This window comes from Verrucomicrobiota bacterium, from assembly GCA_027622555.1.
Lineage (GTDB): Bacteria > Verrucomicrobiota > Verrucomicrobiia > Opitutales > UBA2995 > UBA2995.
Genome location: JAQBYJ010000063.1, coordinates 14,745 through 33,215, shown reverse-complemented (window position 1 = coordinate 33,215; position 18,471 = coordinate 14,745). Strand labels below are relative to the sequence as shown.

Annotated in this window: 11 protein-coding genes and 1 pseudogene; 5 read left to right on the top strand and 7 right to left on the bottom strand. The window is 48.4% G+C overall.

The window, feature by feature from the left end; genetic code table 11:
• From O3C43_15890 to O3C43_15880, 3 genes are all read left to right on the top strand, one after another.
• On the top strand, positions 1-1,280 hold a 1,280-nt coding region (locus tag O3C43_15890), incomplete at its 5' end, for an SGNH/GDSL hydrolase family protein (GenBank protein ID MDA1067973.1).
• Positions 1,280-4,753, top strand: a complete 3,474-nt coding sequence (locus O3C43_15885) for a HEAT repeat domain-containing protein (GenBank protein MDA1067972.1) — start codon at positions 1,280-1,282, stop codon at positions 4,751-4,753. The genes O3C43_15890 and O3C43_15885, both read left to right, overlap by 1 nt.
• An 18-nt stretch (positions 4,754-4,771) precedes the next feature.
• On the top strand, positions 4,772-5,902 hold the full coding sequence (locus tag O3C43_15880) for a serine hydrolase (protein ID MDA1067971.1): 1,131 nt from the start codon (positions 4,772-4,774) through the stop codon (positions 5,900-5,902).
• Positions 5,903-5,972: 70 nt separating this feature from the next.
• Here the strand turns inward: O3C43_15880 and O3C43_15875 are convergent.
• The 5 genes and pseudogenes from O3C43_15875 to O3C43_15855 form a co-directional block, all read right to left on the bottom strand.
• Positions 5,973-7,040 (bottom strand): annotated as a pseudogene (locus O3C43_15875) (purine nucleoside permease).
• A 92-nt stretch (positions 7,041-7,132) separates the two neighbouring features.
• Positions 7,133-8,665 carry a sulfatase gene (locus tag O3C43_15870; protein MDA1067970.1) on the bottom strand — a complete coding sequence of 511 codons (1,533 nt, stop codon included), beginning with the start codon at positions 8,663-8,665 and terminating at the stop codon, positions 7,133-7,135.
• 47 nt (positions 8,666-8,712) lie between these two features.
• Complete coding sequence (locus O3C43_15865; GenBank protein MDA1067969.1) at positions 8,713-12,018, bottom strand: DUF1080 domain-containing protein; 3,306 nt, start codon at positions 12,016-12,018, stop codon at positions 8,713-8,715.
• 369 nt (positions 12,019-12,387) lie between these two features.
• On the bottom strand, positions 12,388-12,594 hold the full coding sequence (locus tag O3C43_15860) for a protein-export chaperone SecB (GenBank protein ID MDA1067968.1): 207 nt from the start codon (positions 12,592-12,594) through the stop codon (positions 12,388-12,390).
• A gap of 475 nt (positions 12,595-13,069) precedes the next feature.
• Positions 13,070-14,758, bottom strand: coding sequence for a solute:sodium symporter family transporter (locus tag O3C43_15855; GenBank protein MDA1067967.1), 1,689 nt, complete (start codon positions 14,756-14,758; stop codon positions 13,070-13,072).
• A gap of 142 nt (positions 14,759-14,900) precedes the next feature.
• On the opposite strand from O3C43_15855, the gene O3C43_15850 reads away from it, so the two are divergent.
• Together O3C43_15850 and O3C43_15845 are read left to right on the top strand one after the other, a co-directional pair.
• Entirely contained in the window at positions 14,901-15,662 is a 762-nt protein-coding gene (locus O3C43_15850; GenBank protein MDA1067966.1) for a class I SAM-dependent methyltransferase, read from the top strand.
• Positions 15,663-16,157 carry a GNAT family N-acetyltransferase gene (locus O3C43_15845; protein MDA1067965.1) on the top strand — a complete coding sequence of 165 codons (495 nt, stop codon included), beginning with the start codon at positions 15,663-15,665 and terminating at the stop codon, positions 16,155-16,157.
• A gap of 20 nt (positions 16,158-16,177) precedes the next feature.
• Here the strand turns inward: O3C43_15845 and O3C43_15840 are convergent, their stop codons facing one another.
• Together O3C43_15840 and O3C43_15835 are read right to left on the bottom strand one after the other, a co-directional pair.
• The gene (locus O3C43_15840; protein MDA1067964.1) at positions 16,178-16,993 is read right to left on the bottom strand and encodes a DUF1080 domain-containing protein; all 816 of its coding nucleotides are present in this window, start codon (positions 16,991-16,993) and stop codon (positions 16,178-16,180) included.
• A 31-nt stretch (positions 16,994-17,024) separates the two neighbouring features.
• Positions 17,025-18,293, bottom strand: a complete 1,269-nt coding sequence (locus O3C43_15835; GenBank protein ID MDA1067963.1) for a PQQ-binding-like beta-propeller repeat protein — start codon at positions 18,291-18,293, stop codon at positions 17,025-17,027.
• Between the last annotated feature and the right edge of the window lie 178 nt (positions 18,294-18,471).

Below are 18,471 nucleotides of genomic sequence, written 5' to 3'. Positions count from 1 at the left end.
GTGTACATGAAACTGGACTCTACAGGTCAGAACCTTTTTCATCTTCGTTTTGCTCTTCACTTATGACGTCTCAATCAAGGTATTCGAAAAGGCCCCATTATTTATTCACTATCCTTCTCACCTTCTTTTTCAGTTTCAGTTCGCTTGGTGCCAAAGATGAAACTGTTTTCGAACTTAAAGACGGCGATCGGGTTGTCTTTGTTGGAAACACCTTTGTTGAGCGGGAAATCGACTACGGACATATCGAGGCAGCTCTGACAACTTACTGGCCAAACCGGTCGATAACTTTTAGAAACCTGGGTTGGTCGGGGGACGATGCACGTGGACGATCTCGCCGATTCTTTGGACCGGTGGAGGATGGATTCAATCATCTCAAAACCCATGTGGAAGGATTGAAGCCCACAGTCATTTTTGTGGTTTATGGAGCCATGGAATCCTACGAGGGAAGAGCCGGGCTTTCAGATTTCGAAGATAACATGAATACGCTCTTGGATATGCTTTCGAAGACCCGTGCGCGTATCGTTCTGGTGTCTACCATCCCGCAGGAAAATATGGGACCGCCTTTGCCCGATCCGAAACTAAATAACCAAAACCTGAAACTGTACGCGGAATCTATTCGGTCTCTCGCGCAAAAAAGAAACCATTGGTTTATCGATCTTTACGGCCACATGGAGACGGCAATGAAACAATCGAAAGAACCGCTTACCGACAATGGTATCCATCTGAATGATGAAGGATATCGTGTGGCTGCTCGGGGTATCCTGGCAGGTATGGGACTTGTTGCTAAACCAAATATTCTCCAGGTAGATGCGCGAGGGAATCTGATTTCTATGAGTGGGACGAATCTCCAGCAAATCCAACCCATTGGCAATGGTCTTCTTCTGACTCTCAGTGATGAAAGCCTGAATGCGGATCAACCACTGAGACTTTCCGTTCTAGATCTTTTTGCCGGGAATTATACCATCAGGATAAATGGCCGAAATTTGGGAACCTATTCCTCCCAACAATGGGCTTCGGGGGTTGAATTACCTTGGACTCCAGAGGTGGAACAAGCTGGTTTGTTAACGAAAACGATTTTTACAAAAAACGAATTTTATTTTCACAAATGGCGCCCGCAGAATGAAACCTACATTAGGGGATTTCGAAAACACGAACAGGGACAAAATGCGGTGGAGCTCGAGCAGTTCGATCAATTCATCGAAAAGGAAGAGTTGAAGATCAAAGATCTTAAGCAGCCTCGGTTCTATACTCTACAACTTCAACGCGAGCCGAAACGATAATGATGAAACGCACTAAGAATTCTTTCGCATCAGCTTTTCTTTTTCTAGCCTCTTTGATCTTCGGGCTTCTTCCGACTTATGCTCAGCGTGCGCTGACCGAGATACCCAATTCGGATCCGGCGTACCAACTCAGTATGCTTAAAGCAGCGGAAGGATTTGAGATCAGTCTTTTTGCTTCAGATCCGATGATCGCGAAACCGACTTCAATGGCTTTCGATTCCAAAGGTCGTTTGTTTGTTACCTGCACGCCTATTTATCCGCACGTCAAGCCGGGTGAAATTCCATCCGATCAAGTGGTTCGACTGGAGGATACTGATGGCGATGGCGTTGCCGACAAAAGCACCGTCTTCGCCGATGGTTTGTTAATTCCTACCGCAGTGCTGGCGAATCCGGAAGGAGTCTATGTGGCAAACTCCACCGAGTTGTTGTTTTTCACAGACAAGAATGATGATGGGGTCGCAGATACACGGCGTATTATTTATTCCGGATTTGGGACGGAAGACACTCACCATGTTATCCATACATTGAGGCAGGGTCCTGATGGACTCATCTATCTTAACCAATCGATCTATACCCACTCGCACGTGGAGACACCCTATGGGTATAAAGATCTACAAGCGGGTGGGGTTTGGCAGATTCGTCCTGAGACCTTGGAGTTGGGTGTTTATTCAAGAGGACTCGTAAATACCTGGGGGCTGCAATTCGACAAGTGGGGCCAAACCTTCCAGACAGACGGCGCAGGATTCGAAGGAATCATCTACTCATTTCCCGGAGCTGCCTTTCTAACCAACGTTGGTTACGAGCGCATTCTGCCTGGTCTCAATCCCGGGCAACCAAAAATGTCCGGCTTGGAAATCATCGACGGCCCACACTTCCCTGATGATTGGCAGGGGCGTTTGATCACCAACGATTTTCGCGGGAACCGCATTAGTACCTTTATAGTTTCAGATTCGAATTCTGGATTCATTTCAGAGAAACAGAAGGACCTCGTTACTTCCACGCATGGTGCGTTTCGTCCTATCGATCTGCAGAATGGTCCCGATGGAGCTTTGTATGCGGCGGATTGGTACAACCCGATAATTCAACACGGTGAAGTCGATTTTCGCGATGAGCGACGCGACCATGAACATGGACGGATTTGGAGGATTACGGCGAAAGATAGTCCATTGCAAAAGTCGCCTGATTTCGCAGCTGCCTCTGTCAATGAGTTGCTTAATATGCTGAAGGCTGACAACGTTTGGACGCGCGATCATGCCAAACGACAGTTAAAGTTTCGTGGAGCAACGGAAGTACTACCGGCTCTGTCATCTTGGATAAAGCAACTGAATCGCAGAGACAGCCGCCACGAAGAGTTTTTACTCGAAGGCCTCTGGGTTTCCCAATCGTTAGACAGTGTTAATACGGATGCTTTGGAGTCTTTGTTGGATTCGAAAAACTATAAAGCACGAGCTGCAGCGATTCGTGTTTTAGAGGAACGCCCTGAGCAGTACGAAGGCATTTATGCACGCTTGGAAAGTGCCATTCAGGATGAGGAGCCTCGCGTTCGTAACGAAGCGATCCAGGTTTTGCGAAAGCTGGGCACGAAAGAGGCAGCTCGACTGGTGGTTCGCGTTTTGGACTTTCCGATGGACGAAAATCTGGATTTCTCCATGTGGAATACCATGCGTGCGCTGCAGCCGATTTGGCTTCCACCTGCGAAACTGAATCCAAACTTCTTTGGAGCTAATTTAAAATACCTGCTCTATGCCATAAGGTCGGTAGAAGATGAGGATGCCATTCAACCCTTGGAAAGTCTGTGGTCGGATGGAAAGATTGGTGATGAAGAAAAACCTGGTGCCATGGTTCTTTTGGGGGAGAGGGGTGAAGCAGAGATTTTGTCAGAGGTATTGTCGGAAGCTATTGAACTGAGTAATAGTAACCCATCTGCCGCCGTGGAAGTTCTGGCCGCTTTGGAAGCTTCTTCAAACTCACGGGAAGTGAGTCCGACTAGAGGTCAAGAAACAGTAATTCCATTGCTAACGCATCCTGAAGTTTCGCTTCAGCTTGCAGCAGCGCGCTTGATTGGAACCTGGAAGTTGACGGAAGCCATTGATGATATCGAATCCACCATTTCCAACCGTGATACAAACAAACAAGTATTAGCGGAAGCAGTGAAGGCTTTGGTGAAAATGGGCTCCCGAGGCTCTAGAAGTGCTTTGTCGGATCTGGCTAATTCTGAGTTGCCGGTTAACACACGAATGTCCATTGCCTCCGGTTATGCGTCCTCGGATCCTCGGCAGGCGGTGTCACTGGTCGTGAAGCTGCTGGAAGGTTTGGGGCCTGAAGATGATGGAACTCCGTTGGTTGTTCCGTATTTGGAGAATCAAAAGTTTCCCGCCATTTTGGCCAAAGGTTTATCTGGGAGCAGTTTAAACACACAAGCCGCAACTATCCTGCTTCGTCGTGCAAGCACCGCCTCTATCGATACGTCCGAACTGCAAGCTGCCTTGCAAAAAGCTGCTGGTATAGAACCCGTGAACCAGGCGCTTTCAGAAGATGAAATGAAGGCCATGATTGATATGGTTGAAAATGTAGGCGATCCGGCTCGCGGAGAGCAGGTTTATCGCCATCCGAACTTGCTGTGTGCTGCTTGTCATGCCATCGGCGGTGCTGGAGGAACTCTAGGGCCGGACTTTACCAGTATTGGCGCAAGTGCTCCGGTGGATTATCTAATCGATTCGCTGCTTCAGCCTCAGAAGCAGATAAAGGAGGGTTACCATGTGGTGATGGTGACCAAAAAAGATGGTACGATCGCCGCTGGAAGATTAGCCTCCGAAAATGACACTTCAGTTACTTTACAAGACCCTGCCGATCAATTGATCGAAATACCGAAGTCCGTCATCGCCTCTCAAGAGATAAGTCCTATTTCGCTCATGCCACCAGGACTTACCGCATCGTTGCGGAAAGATGAGTTCGCCGACCTTGTGAAGTTCTTATCCCGTCTCGGTAAAGAAGGAGATTTCAATGTTACTCCTAGCCGCCTAGTCCGAACTTATCGATATCTGGATGATAAAGGTGGTGATAAGGGTTATGAGGACATGATTCGTCACAGTCCCTTTGAATTCGTTGCTTCGGATGATCCGAAACTTTTGTGGGTTCCCACTTACTCAATGGTGGATGGACAATTGCCCTTGTCTGATTTCCCGGCGATTCGCCAGGTCGGTAGGGAGGCGTTTCATTATTTGCATTTTTATCTCGATGCGAAAATTCCGGGAGATGCTGTTCTGAAATTCAATGATTCCGAACAGCTAGTTCTTTTTGTTGGCAGTGAAGAAGTTGAAAAAGTAATTCCCGCAACACGCGTCACTCTCAAGCCTGGAGTGAATAAAATCACAGTTGCAATTAACCAAAAGCGTTCGGTTCAATCGCTTCGTATCGAAGTTCTGGATGCATCCAATTCGGCAGCGCAAGTGCAAGTCGTTCACGGTAAGTAATTCCAAACTCATAGTAAAATGCATAAGAAGTTCTACCTTTTCCTGATAGCTTCTTTCCTATTCGTTTGTGTTGGCGCTTACTCGGCTCCTTCACAGGATCAATTAAACAAAGTAAAGGAGGCAGTTCAATCCTTGGTCGATTTGGGAAAGCTGGTCGGTGCTCAATTGGCCATGGGTCAAGGCGACCGTTCTTTGCTGAATGAGAACTTTGGAGTTCGTTCAATTGACGACGATACGCCGGTTGATTCTGAAACAATGTTTTGTATCGGCTCTTGTTCCAAGCCAATCGCATCCGCGGTGGTGATGACCCTGGTTGATGACGGTACTCTGGTTTTGGATAAAGGGATCGATGGCTGGCTTTCGGCATTTGGTTCCCTTAAGACGACCAACGGAAAAACTGCCCGGGTGCCAACCCTGGCTGAACTACTGAGTCACCATGGCGGCATCTACTCTCAAAAAAAGAGAATGACTAAGCGGCAGTCTAAATGGATTCGTGATTTTACATTGAACCTTGGGGAAGCAGTAGACGGTATTGCCAAGGAACCTTTATATGCAAAGCCAGGCGACGAATACGCTTACAGCGGTGCTGGCTATTGTGTGTTGGGTCGTGTTGCTGAAGTTGCCACGGAAAAATCCTTCGAAGCACTGTTACAATCGCGTATGTGCGAACCACTCGAGTGGACTCACACTTCGTATTTTCCATCGAGCTCGAACAAGAACGTAGCCTCTGGTTCAGTGAACGGAAGTATAAGTAAATCCACTCCTCATTTGTCTGAGCCATTTAATCTGCCTTTGATTGGCGGCAGTTTGTATTCCACAGCTGCAGATAGTGCAGTCTTTCTTCAAGCCGTTTTGAAGCAGGCGACCAAGGGCGATGAAGTTCTGATGAGCTCTAAACAGTTTGAGTCCTACACGACTCCCTATAGTGAAAAGAGTGGCTATGCATTTGGCTGGAATCAATTGAAGGCGAATGGAAATGTATTCGGCCTTGGGCATTCCGGAGCCTTGGCTTCAAGTCGTGCCTTGTTCCAGATCAATCTGGAGTCTGGTATTTATCTGGCGATTCTTTACACCGTTTCTGATCCAGGTCAGTCAATAGAAGTAGGTCAGGCATTGAGCCAGGCATTCGGACCAGTGATTGCTCCGTGACCTACTCCAGAATGAGGTAGAGATTTGTAGCCATGGTCTCACGGCCATGGCTACGTTTTTGAAATCAACATCAGTCTCTCGGTCTCTGCACAGGAATCTTGTCCTCGTAGATTTCCCAATTTGTAAGAAGCTCCTGCACCACTGTATTGCCCACCCGAAAGGCTGCCTCCAACGATTCATTGAAAGCTGAAAGCGAAGCTCCACGTTCTCGAGCCAGACTCTCGGCTGCCGTCATGCCTGGAGAGGGCATGGTGTAGTTGGCTGCCGTGCGGAGGATCATCACTCGGTCATAGTCGACCATACCTGCGTTATCCAGGTTCTTCAGTGACTGTAAAGTCCCGCTGTCCTCCATCGCTTTCGTAGTAAAGTTGCCCTGACCTTCAGTCCAGAATTCGACCCAGTCGTTTCCGAACTCGGTCATCTTTTCGCCGTGCCAGAAAGTGGAATCACTTATATGGCTGCCGATTAATACAAAAGGTTTCTTTTGCGCATTGGGGTAGCCCACATACTCAGCCCTACGTTGGACAAGCTCCGGTCGATCGAGCAACTGGACATCCTTCGTTAACCCATATGATCATTGAAGCAGAGCATGGTTGAGCTTGAAAAACTGACTTGGATTCACTGGTTCTCCATTACGGTCGTAAGGTCGGGGTGATCGTAGCGGCGTATAACCGGTTTTCCAATCATCAGGAATCTCGCGTGCATCAATTTCGTGAGCCAGGCCACCATCGACTACGTAGTCCGTCCAGACTGCGCTCCCCATGGAGCCGTCGTTCGGATCGATACCAGAAATGCCAGCGACGAGCCAGTAAGCCTTACTAAAATCGAATCGGGGATCCAGTCCCAATGCCATAACCGAGGCAGCAGCGTTTGACACACCCATGTTGGTTGTAATGAGAATCAAACCTTGTCCATTGGTATAAATATCCGATTGTCCAGCGGGAAAGGGAAGGCGTGTGTTAAGTTTCAGTCGCTCTTCCCACAATTGTCGTTCACCGGGGCGCTCTCCTTCATGCTCGAACATGGTCAGCACAACAACCTTTACCGGAATCTTTGAAGCTTTATCAGAGCAGCCACAGCTTAGGCTGATGAACAAAAGGAATGGAAATAAGAGGATTGGTTGCTTCAACTTGTTCATAGCGGTTCGGAAATGTTATGGGTGTACACTTCCCGGTGGTTAAATGGATATGTAACAGCCCAACGGTCGCGAGCAAGCATGCTCCTGCAAAATTACCCCCGCGGACTCCAAACGGGATCGATCATTTCACCATTCACGGATTCCCAGGCTTTGATCATTTCCTTTAATTTGCTGGGATTGGAGGATGCCAGATTGTTGGATTCGCTGATGTCGGTGGCAAGATTGTAGAGTTCCCAATCGTCCCCTTGGCCGCGGCCAGGATTGCGTAGCAGTTTCCAATCGCCGACTCGGATGGCGGTCCGTTTCTCGATTCTCCAGAAGAGTGTATCGTGAGGACGGCTTTTATTTTCGCCGGTGAGGTAGGGGATGAGATTCACCCCGTCGATGATTTTCCGTTTGTCCAATTGGGCATTGGCGATTGCCGCTGCCGTGGCAAAGATATCGAGTGAGATCACAGGATGCTCGTAAACAGCCCCGGCAGGAATTTGACTTGGCCATTTTGCCATAAAGGGAACCCGATTTCCCCCTTCGTACACGCTTCCTTTTCCTTCGCGCAGGGGCAGATTACTGGAAGTGAGTTCGCGAGTGGGGCCACCGTTGTCGCTGATGAAAAATATGAGCGTATTTTCTTCCATGCCTTTCTCGCGGAGCTTGGCAAGGATGGCTCCCACGCTGTCATCCAGATTGGAAAGCATTGCGGCGAAGATGCGGCGTTGAATATCCTCAATGTGCTCAAACTTTTTCATATAAGGGTCGGCACCTTGTAGTGGGCTGTGGACCGCATTATAGGGTACATACAGGAAAAAGGGTTTATCCGCATGACGGCCTATGAATGAAACGGCCTCACGTGTGAATGCATCTGTCAGGTATTCTTCTTCCTCAACTGGTTGGCCGTCACGATAGATGGGATTGTCCGCATCGTAATCCGGTTCAGTTCCACCCATGTGAGTGGAGTAAATTAATTTTTCGTCCTGGGAAATCCAACGGCCTTCACCTCCGCCAGGAAGCACTTTGCGGCGCAACCAGGTGGTCGTACTATCCGTGTAGGGCTGTGGAACGAAGTAATGACCTTCGTGAAGGAACCCAAAGAACTCATCAAAGCCGCGTCGAATAGGGTTGTATTTGGCGGAACCACCGAGGTGCCACTTTCCGAACATACCGGTTACATAACCGGCGTCGACTAACACGTCTGCGATTGTCATTTCACTAAGCGGAAGCCCTGCGTCGGGTTCTTCATTCTTCGCTCCGATCGGATTAAACTCATAGCCAAAACGTGTTTGATAGCGCCCAGTCATCAGGCCCGCGCGGGAGGCACTGCAAAACGGGGCAGTTACGTAACCCTGTGTGAATCGAACACCTTGTTCGGCCAGCGAATCAATATGGGGTGTTGGAATCTCCGGATTGCCCTGACAACCCAGCTCGCCGTAACCGAGATCGTCGGCGACCAGGAGAACGATGTTGGGAAGCTGTGCTGCCTGAAGGTTGAAGGCAAAATTCAGAAGGATGAAAAATAAAAAGCAGAACGGAGAGAACTGTAGGAGGGGGCTTTCTTTAGTCCTCCATAGCTCTTGAAGGGCGGATGGAACGCCCTGATTTTTAGGGGAGGTAATGAATTTCTTTATCATAGTGGTCGCGAACAAGTTTGCTCCTACATTTCCAACAAATTGTCTATCTACTTAAACCGTTTGTCCTCAGGATTACCTCCGCTAAGTACGTAGGCGACCAGGTCATAAATCTCCTCCTTTTCAAGCATGCCTAATAGCATCGGTGGCATCGGTGATACTTTAGAAGGGCCGATACTTTTTACCAACTTACGATCAACCGATGTTCGCTGATTGGGGTTGGTCAGGTCGGTGTTGATCTGAACGACATCTTTACTCAGATTTACGATGACACCGTGGACACTGCTACCATCGAGCATCTCAACTTGAGCGGGAACAAATTGCTCATTTATCTCTTTAGAAGGATTGATGATTTGATCCAGGAAATCATGAGGGGAATATCTACCACTTGCCCCGGTGAGATCGGGTCCTGTGTTTCCGCCTTCATTCTTAAACCTATGACAAGAAAAACAGGCGGTCGCGGCGAACATCTTACGGCCTTGGCCGAAATCTCTTCCTTTCATGTTATTGTCTGCTTCTGCCAGATCTTCGAGCGTCCAGTTGGTGAAGTTTGTGCGTCCAGATAATGCCGACATCGCCGCTTCAAGGGATGATTTGACTTCCGGTTTTCTTGCTAGAACTTCCGCCAGGTCTTTTTTCTCCTTGGCGGTGAGTGACGCTTCTACTTCTTTTCGAATATTATCGATAAAAATTACGAAACTGGCTCCACCTCGATAGTTCGCTGCTTTGAGAAACCACTCGATGTAGTCGGTGCGCAGCGTATTCGTCCAACCGGTGGTAAGCAACCGCAATGATCGCGCATACTCCAGTTGTTCTTCCTGGGTTGTTGCCGCCTTGAGTAACGCGATTCCCTTTGATGCTGTGCTGGGTGCCTGGAGATAAGCCAGTGTTTCGCAAAGCAGGCGATTGGATTCCTGCGTGGAGGCAGGGAATTGTGGATCGAGTTGTTTGGTGATCTTGTTAACCAAGTCATCCCCAGGACGACCAAAACGGTTCAGGGCCACCTGGTAGGTGCGAACCAAGGCCAGTCGATTGCGTTCCGAGAGTGCTTTGTATTTAATGGTTACCAGTGCACTGAGAATCTGGTCACGCAGACTCTCGTTCACGGGTGAGTCGGATGGTACGCGGTGGAAGGGATCGATTCCTTCCACGCGAGTCAATGCCAGGAGCGCTTGAATTTGGGAACCGGAGTTTTTCTCACTCAGGGCGCGTTTCATCCAGGATTTGCTGGGCTGGCTTTCAATGGCTATTCGGGCGGCATTGCGCAAGAAGGGGTCATCGTGGTCGAGGAATGACCAGGCGGCTTTAACGGCTTTGGGGTCTTGCTTTCCATGGAAAACTTCCAGGTTTGCCCGAAGGTCGCGCGCTTTCTGGCTACCCGTTTTTGCGTTAACCGGTGAAGTGTCCTCCTTGCCGGTGTAGGTCACCCGGTACAAGCCGGACTGCACCCTGCGGCCACCGATGGCAAAATACATCGCTCCGTCGTTCGGGTTGATGATCATGTCCGTCAAAGGAAGAGGAACGCCGGAAATGAAATCTTCCTTTTCGCCGGTGTAACTGGAACCCTGGGGATGAAGATTGACGGAGTACAATTTGCCCCAGCTCCAGTCCATGATGAAGAGAGCCTTCTGGTACTTGGCCGGGAATTTTGCTCCGTAACCAAAAGTTACTCCCGTAGGAGAACCTGCCCCGATATTCACTGAGGCAGGTAAGCTGTCTGCATACCACTCAGCCCATTTGCCTGTGCCATTTCTCCAGCCATAATCCGAGCCGCTTACAACATGGTTCACACGGGTAGGGCGATACCAGGGTGTATTGAAATCATATTCCATGTCCGCGTCGTAGGTGAACAGCTCGCCATCAGCATTGAAATCCGCATCGAAAATATTACGATAGCCCATGGAGTAGTTTTCCCAGTGTTGTCCATCCGGTGAAACTTTGTATATGATTCCAGCAGGTGCTAGTCGGGAACGGTTGTGACCACGTCCGTCGGGCATGCGGGGGAGGAGATGGTCTTCGCCAAAATTTGGATTTGGACGGGAGACATCGACTTTGGTGGGTTCAGCGTTGTTCCCACAGATCAGGAAAATGGATTTTCCATCGGGCGAAAGTTTAACCGCGTGTACACCGTGGTCTCCTCGTGAAGGAATCTGGCGAAGCAGCTCTACATGATCCAGCATGTCGTCCCCATTGGTATCGGTAATTCGATAGAGACCGGATTTAGTACTGTCCTCGTAATCATTAACCCCAACGTAAAGTGAGTCGAAGGCCCAGAGCATCCCATTGACTGCGCGAATGTTGACCGGGATTTTTTGAATGCTGTTTGGATCGAGTGGCATCCCTTTTCTGGGAGCAGGGAAGCGGTAAAGACTGCCATACTGGTCGCTGGCGATGATGCGGTTTTTCCCGTCAAGTCCGAGGTTCACCCACGAGCCTTGTTCCTGGCCGGGAACTGAATAAAGCAGTTCCACCTTAAACCCGGCTGGGGCGGTGATGTTTTCGATCGGGGTCGCCCGGTTTTCATTGATGGCCAGGCCTTCCTCAAGTTCTTCCTTTGCGGCTGGGGCAGAAGAGGCAGTTGGGGCACCTAGGAATGCCTGTAACCCTGCTCGGCTTTCTGCTCCACGATTTAGGTTTTTCAATTCAACGTCTTTAACGAAGACCGTCATGTCAGGACCACGGTGAAGTTGAAATCCAATTGCACCCGATCTTGACGCGGTTGGATCACGATCGTTTACGTCAACTGTGACGACACCATTGATTTTATGGATACTACGATTTCCGACAGCGATAATTTCGTAATCATTCCACTCGGCCAGGTTGAAGCTGGGTTCGGCCGGAAAGGTGTCGGTCACCTGTGGCGTTGTTTTACCTTTGGCGTCGAGATCGGCTGGTACTGATACTTTCTGTCCTCTCTGGGCCACAATACCGCGTCCCGTTTTTTCGCTGTAATACATGCCCTGGTATTCCTGCTTGGGATGGATATCCATTTGTGGACCTGACAATCCAAACGGAAGATCGGGAATGGCCTGCGCCCGATACATGATGCCTGAGTTGCTTTCCCCCAACATCTTCAACTTGGCCTTAAGATGGAAATTAGTTACATCGCCGCCGCTGTAAACGAGGAAGGTATTGGCTTCCAAAGGATTTCCCACGGTTGTACCGACAATCTCCCGGTTTTCAACTTTCCAAAGCTTCGAGCTGCCTTCCCAGCTACTGAGATCTTTCCCGTTAAACAGAGATTTGAAATCTGATTGGCCACTGGCCAAAGTGACACAGACGAGAACGGTAAACAAGCTGACCGGAACCATTTTCAATAGTCCTGATAAGCGTGAGATGGAAGAACGATGAATCATAATTGAGTGTAGAAGAATTGGAACGCCTCAAAGGGTAGAAGAGGCGTAGCGAAAAACGTGCTTATGTTGATTGAGGAAGTGGCGAGTTGTTGCAAGAAACTTTAGGTTCAGATATTTACCTGACTGTCCGAACGGTGTTTTCCGAAAATCTCAATCGGCACAAATCAGCTCGGCCCGGGCCAGGTCGAAATGTCCGGCCTGTGCCAGGTCGATATGTCCGGCCTGTTCTTAAAGGTCAGGTGAGAGAGGAATGCCAGATGTTAATAAATGGCGTTTGAATGTTACCGTCAGTTCCCGAATCAGTTTTGCGATATCCAATTTAAGCCTTTTTCTATCCCACTGCAGTCGGAGAAAGTTCAGAGGAAATTCCTACACGGTAACCTTGGAATTTTTAAGAATTTTCTGAAAGGAAATCGAAGGAAGCGTGAGTATGCCGTGCGGACCTCTTGCGGTCAGGTTCATCAGCATTTCACGGACGGAGCCATAAAGGATCGATGGGGCTGTGACTTCCATTAAAAGATTTCGTTTTTCTATTGGAAATGATGCATGAAAACGAAACCTGCCTTGGACGGCTATCGAACCTGTATAGGCGATAGCTTTTTCTGGTTCCCCAGTGGATAGTGATCAGTTGGGTGGGTGGATGTCTCTCGGTTGTAAATATATAGCCTTGCTTGTGAAGCTCTTTGAAAATGCCGCTCACCATATCCTCTGCAGGCGGTTCCTTTTGGTGGCCATAGGCGGTTCCCAGGTTGTTGAACCCATAGAACACCCCATCGATATAAACGGGATTGTTCGGAGTAGGCAGACCTACTTTTTTACCCTCAGCGGTTAGGTCCGTGTTGATGATGACATTCAGTTCATTTTTAAACAGGTCACCGAAAATCCCGAAAGCGGACGGGCTGATCAGGAATGCAGCGACAATGATTATACTCAGAGTGGCGTTCGTTGACCGGGAAAATGTTTTGTTGGGAGCCGTTTGCATGGAAATGTTTAAAAAGATAAGGAATGATCGTAGGTAAAACGAAACCGGACAAACCAATTGTTTATTCACTCAGGTCTTCTTTCTGATCAAAGGCACTCCAAAAAGCACAAAAGCCATAACGAGGCCCGCAGCTATTATTCCGTACTCTATTGTTTTTTCACGGCCTGGTTCCACTAACCCTACCGGGGAGAGAAGAATGTACACCGTCACCATAGCAATCGTCGCTAGGATCGATATAGGCTTAAAGTATTTCCAGGGGGTTATATCGACACCGTCAATGCCGCTTGTATCGATGGGCGGTTTGTTGACCGGAAAAATTTTACCAAGCAGAAACGCCAGGCCGGTGAAAGCGGTAAAGAGAATAGCCATGTAGTGAAGGTAATGGAGGTCCGGCTTTACGAATAATAACAGGGTACCGTAGACGATCAGAAAAAGGGTCAGGCAGAAATTGGCTACCTTGTGGGATACCCGGTTTGAAAAATAGCCCAGCAACATCACCATGAAGATGGGTGCGCCAAACAAACTATCGACCTTCACCATGAAGGTAAAAATGCCTTCGGGAAAATACATGATAAACGGCGCTATGATCATCGTGGCTACCGCCATCAGGATACCAAACTTCTTGCTTCTTTGAATGATGGTTCGATCATCCAGGTTTTTCCCAAAGAGAGGTTTGTAGACGTCCAACGCGAAAATAGTGACCGAACTATTCAACACCGAATTAAACGTGCTCAGGACCGCACCAAAAATGACCGCTGCAAAAAAACCGATGAAAACTTCGGGCATGATTTCGCGTATGAGGGAAGGGTAGGCGAAGTCGTTGTTCTCAAAATGATTTGGACCAAACAAGTGGAAGGCGATGACTCCGGGGAAGGCGATGTAGCAAATGTTCAGGATCTTGAAGAACGAGGCGATCATCACGCCCTTTTGCCCTTCCTTCAAGCTACGGGCACCGAGGGTTCTTTGAACAATAAACTGATTGGTGCTCCAGAAGAATAGATTGTGAATGAGCATGCCGGTGAAGAGCACTGAGAAAGGTATGCCGTCAGTAACATCGCCGACCGCATCCAGAATCTGGGTGTTTTTTGTGAGGATGGTTTGGAATCCCTGGATGAAGTTGTTTTCGCCTACTTTGTAGATGCCGATAATGAACACCATGGCGCCACCTATGAGTAATCCGATGCCGTTGAGGGTATCGGAGATCGCTACTCCTTTGAGTCCGCCAAACAGGGCGTAGAGGCTTCCAATGATTCCCAATGACCAAACCAGAATCCAGATGACGGCCTGGTTGCTGATATCCAATCCGGCGGAAATATTAAAAAGTAAGTTGATCGCGATTGATCCGCCGTAAAGTGCGACCGGCATCGCGCTTACGATGTAGGAAAACAAAAACATCACCGCGACCGTTCTGCGGGTCGACTTATGGAATCGGTTTTCCAGAAATTCGGGAATGGTTGTAAATCCTCCTCTCAGAAAAGTGGGTAATAAAACGGCGCTGAAATATATCAACGGAGGAATCACCGTAACCGTCCATGCAATCGGCGACAGATTGCCTGCGTAAACGTTGGCGGTCATCCCCGTAAAGTTGGCTGCGCTCAAATTGGTCAGCATCAATGAACCTGCAATTACCCAGCCGTTCAGACTGTTTCCTGCTAAAAAATAACCTTTTGAGGTTTTCAGGTTATCGTTGTGAGTTCGGAGGTAGGTTATGAAACCGACAAGTCCTGTGAAAAAGAAAAAAGAGAGTATGGTGCCCATGGAGAGTGGTTAATGTTTGAATGCAGCCCTTCGACTGAGCTCAGGGTAGAAAGGTTGAAGGCTGAATGTTTAAAAGTGAAGGGCTAAAAGGAAGGAGTATTTGTGCGGGACAACTGCTGGAGGAGTTGGTTTGATTTTTGCCGTGAAAGTTGATTTTGGAAAAGCGGCAGATGATTATGGAAAACATAGAGCCGGTTTCCCGAATTCGTTTTTTGAATCGCTTGAAGAAAATCGATTTATCGTTGGAGGGGAAACAGTGGTCGACCTCGGAACGGGTACTGGAAGCATTGCGAGAGGGTTGTCGAAGATGGGTTGCACAGTAACCGGAGTTGATCCGTCCCCGGCGCTCCTGGAAGTTGCCAGGCGACTCGCTGAAGGAGAGGGCTTACAAATTGATTGGTTGGATGGGACTGCGGAAAATACTGGCTTGTCAGATCGGTCAGTGGATGTCGTTACGGCCGGCCAATGTTGGCATTGGTTCGATGCGGCAAAAGCAATAAAAGAAGTAAGGAGAATTTTGAAACCTGGCGCACGGTTAATTGTTTCTCACTTTGATTGGCTGCCAACTCCAGAGAACGTCGTCTGGCACACGGAGCAACTAATTCGCGAAGTGAATCCTGAGTGGAATATGGGAGGCGGCGTTGGTATTTATCCTGATTGGTTCAGGCACTTTGCAGAGGGTGGATTTGAAAACATAGCGAGTTACTCGTACGACGAAATGGTCAGTTATTCGCATGAAGGTTGGAGGGGGCGCATCCGAGCAAGCGCCGGAATCAAGGGAAGTTTACCGGTTGACGCAGTCGCGGATTTCGATCGCCGTCATGGGGAAATGTTGAAAAAATTATTTCCTGATGATCCTTTGGATATCCCTCACCGGGTATTTGTGATATCGGGGACTATTTAAATGAAGATCAGATTTTTAGAAGAGAGCGATAGGTCACGGGTTGTTGAGATTCTCAATGAGGCCATTGGAATTGCAAACGCCACAGCTCTCACCAATCCAGTCAGCGTGGAGTCGCGTTCGGCATGGTTCGATGAACACACCCGCGAGAAGTATCCGATCTATGTTGAGGAGGTAGATGGAGTCATTTCCGGTTGGTGTAGTATCAGTCCCTATCGAGCGGGGCGAGGTGCGTTACGATTTACTGCTGAGATTAGCTACTACGTGTCCAACGATTTCAAAAGACAGGGCGTCGCAACCAGGCTCGTGCTTCACGCAATCGAAGATTGTGGCCGACTGGGAATCAAGAACCTGTTTGGTATCCTTTTAGATACGAATGAAGCCAGTATTCGGCTGCTGGAAAAACTCGGATTCGGAAAGTGGGGGCATATGCCAAATGTTGCGGATTTTGACGGTACGGAGTGCGCCCACGTGTATTACGGCAAGCGGATTGGGTAATACTTGAATTAGATAAGGTTTTAAAAGTCCGTATCGGGTTCCTCGAAATTCATTTCCTTGATCCAGACGCTGCGGTAACGGACATCCCAACCTTCAGCTTGTAGCTTAAGTCCTCCAGGTCGATCGGTAATTCCGAAACCATTGTCGTTACCTCCATCAAGACCGGAGTTGGCACCCCCCCAGACTTTATTGATCGTCACATTCGTGTGCACTTTTTGTCCGTTGAAATATACACTTACAATTGGCTTCTCGCTTAGCTTACCATCCTTGAAGCGGGCGGCACGGAATTGGATGTCATAGGCGTTCCATTTGCCGATTCCGTTATAAGCGTGGTAAGGCGACTCCGTTTCGTTGATCACAGCACCCATGCCATGTTTCGTTTTGTCACCATCCAGGACTTGAATCTCGTACCGGTTTTGAAGGTACACACCGCTGTTGCCTCCTTCGCCGGTGATGAGAAACTCAACATGTACCCGTTTGTCTCCATACTTTTTTTTGGTAACGATATCGGCGCTTCCATACTTACCTCCTGCAGCAGCCGGGTCTTTGGCACTAATTGCCGGACCACCATCAACAGGATCTTCGGAGTCCAGCCACTTGATGGGCATTTCAGAATTAAAGCGAGGGCCTTCCCAGTATTCCCAATTGGCAGTGAGTGACTCGCGTGTTCCATCGAGAAGCACCTCCGCGCCCACAAGAGGAACTGCTCCAACGCCGATGTAAGACTCTGGTGAAGTATTGTGGTTTTCTGATCCTTCTTTGGGTGCCGAGCATCCAATTAAGGCAATGCTAGCTACAATGGAAAGTATGGAAAGCTTAGGGAGGTAATTTGTCATAATTGCGTGATTAGAAGATTGATAAAGTATCCTAGCTGGACTTGCCGATACAGTAAAGGGTGCTTGCCGTGCGGACGTATAGCTTGTCTCCGTAGGGAACAGGAGTCGCAATAACGGCTTCCCCCATGTTGTTTTCTGAAAGAACTTCAACGCCATCCTTATTCAGTTCACAAACAAACACTGTGCCGTCATCTCGACTACAAATCAGACGGTTTCCAGAAATAATGGGGGATGCAAAGTACTTCGCTGCTGTTCTGGGTAGCTCGCTTGTCCAGCGGATATCACCCGATTCTATGTCAATTGCTGTGAGAACGCCACGGTCGTTTAAAATAATGGTCGAATCTCCGTGAATGGTTGGAGAGGGGACATCAGGTCCAATTTTTTCTATTTCCCACAATCTTGATTTACTGGTGATATCTCCCTTCCCAGACATCTTAATTGCGGCAACAGCGTAACCTCTACCGTAAGGGACGATTGCTATGTCACCCACAATAGTATGCGAGGCAATCGTTCTCCAGTTTTTGTGGTCAGTCGGATTGAAGTCACCGCAGGTCCAGATCGCTTCACCGTTTTTAAGGGAATGCCCACTTAATTGGTCGGCGCCCCACACAATAAGTTGTCTTTGACCATCTACTGTAGCGATAAGTGGAGTTGTGTAGGCGTCATTGGATTCCGTGTTGGCACCAGTAACGCGGTCTACTTTCCAAATTTCTTTACCGGTATCTTTGTCCAGAGCCACAACATAGGTTTCCGCTTTTTCACCACTCCGACGCGCTAGCTGCTGCATAACCGCGATAAAGATCTTTCCGTCCTCGAGAACCGGCGACGTTCCGAGATCCCACCATTGGCTGGTGATGCTGTATTCTTTTTGGAGGTTTTTCTTCCAGATCTCCTTCCCCGAATGGCTGAATTTAGCCAAAGAAGCAGATTTGAAATAAACATAAATACCACTGTCGTCCACAACTGGACTGGGGTTTGCTCCTGTTCCCTGCCTATGACTTCCTTCCTCACCAATTCCGATTTGGGTCTCCCATTGTTGTATTCCGTCCAGATTCAATGCAATCAGGGTATCCATTCCATTCTTCATACTGGTAATATAGAGTGTGTCCTTCCATATAGCCGGGGTAGAAGTGCCTTCTCCAGAGATCTCCATCGACCAGACTACGTTCTCGTTATTGGAAAACGTGTTTGGGAAAGCCTGGTGATCTGTTGACAGATTGTTGTTAGGCCCTCGCCAGTTGGTCCACTCTGCAGAAAGTGAAGTTGAGGCGAAACAAAGGAGGATTAGGGTGTGTCTCATGCTCATGATTTAGATTATGTGATTTTGTAGCTTCACGGAAGTATTGTGCATTTTAGGTTATTTCAATCTTGGAGTGCAGGCAAAATCCTACTTTATGTGTTTCCTTTAATTTCGTTAAGCCCAAGAAATCTACAACAAAACAACAAACTCGTTACCTTTTTAAGTAATCCTACGTTAC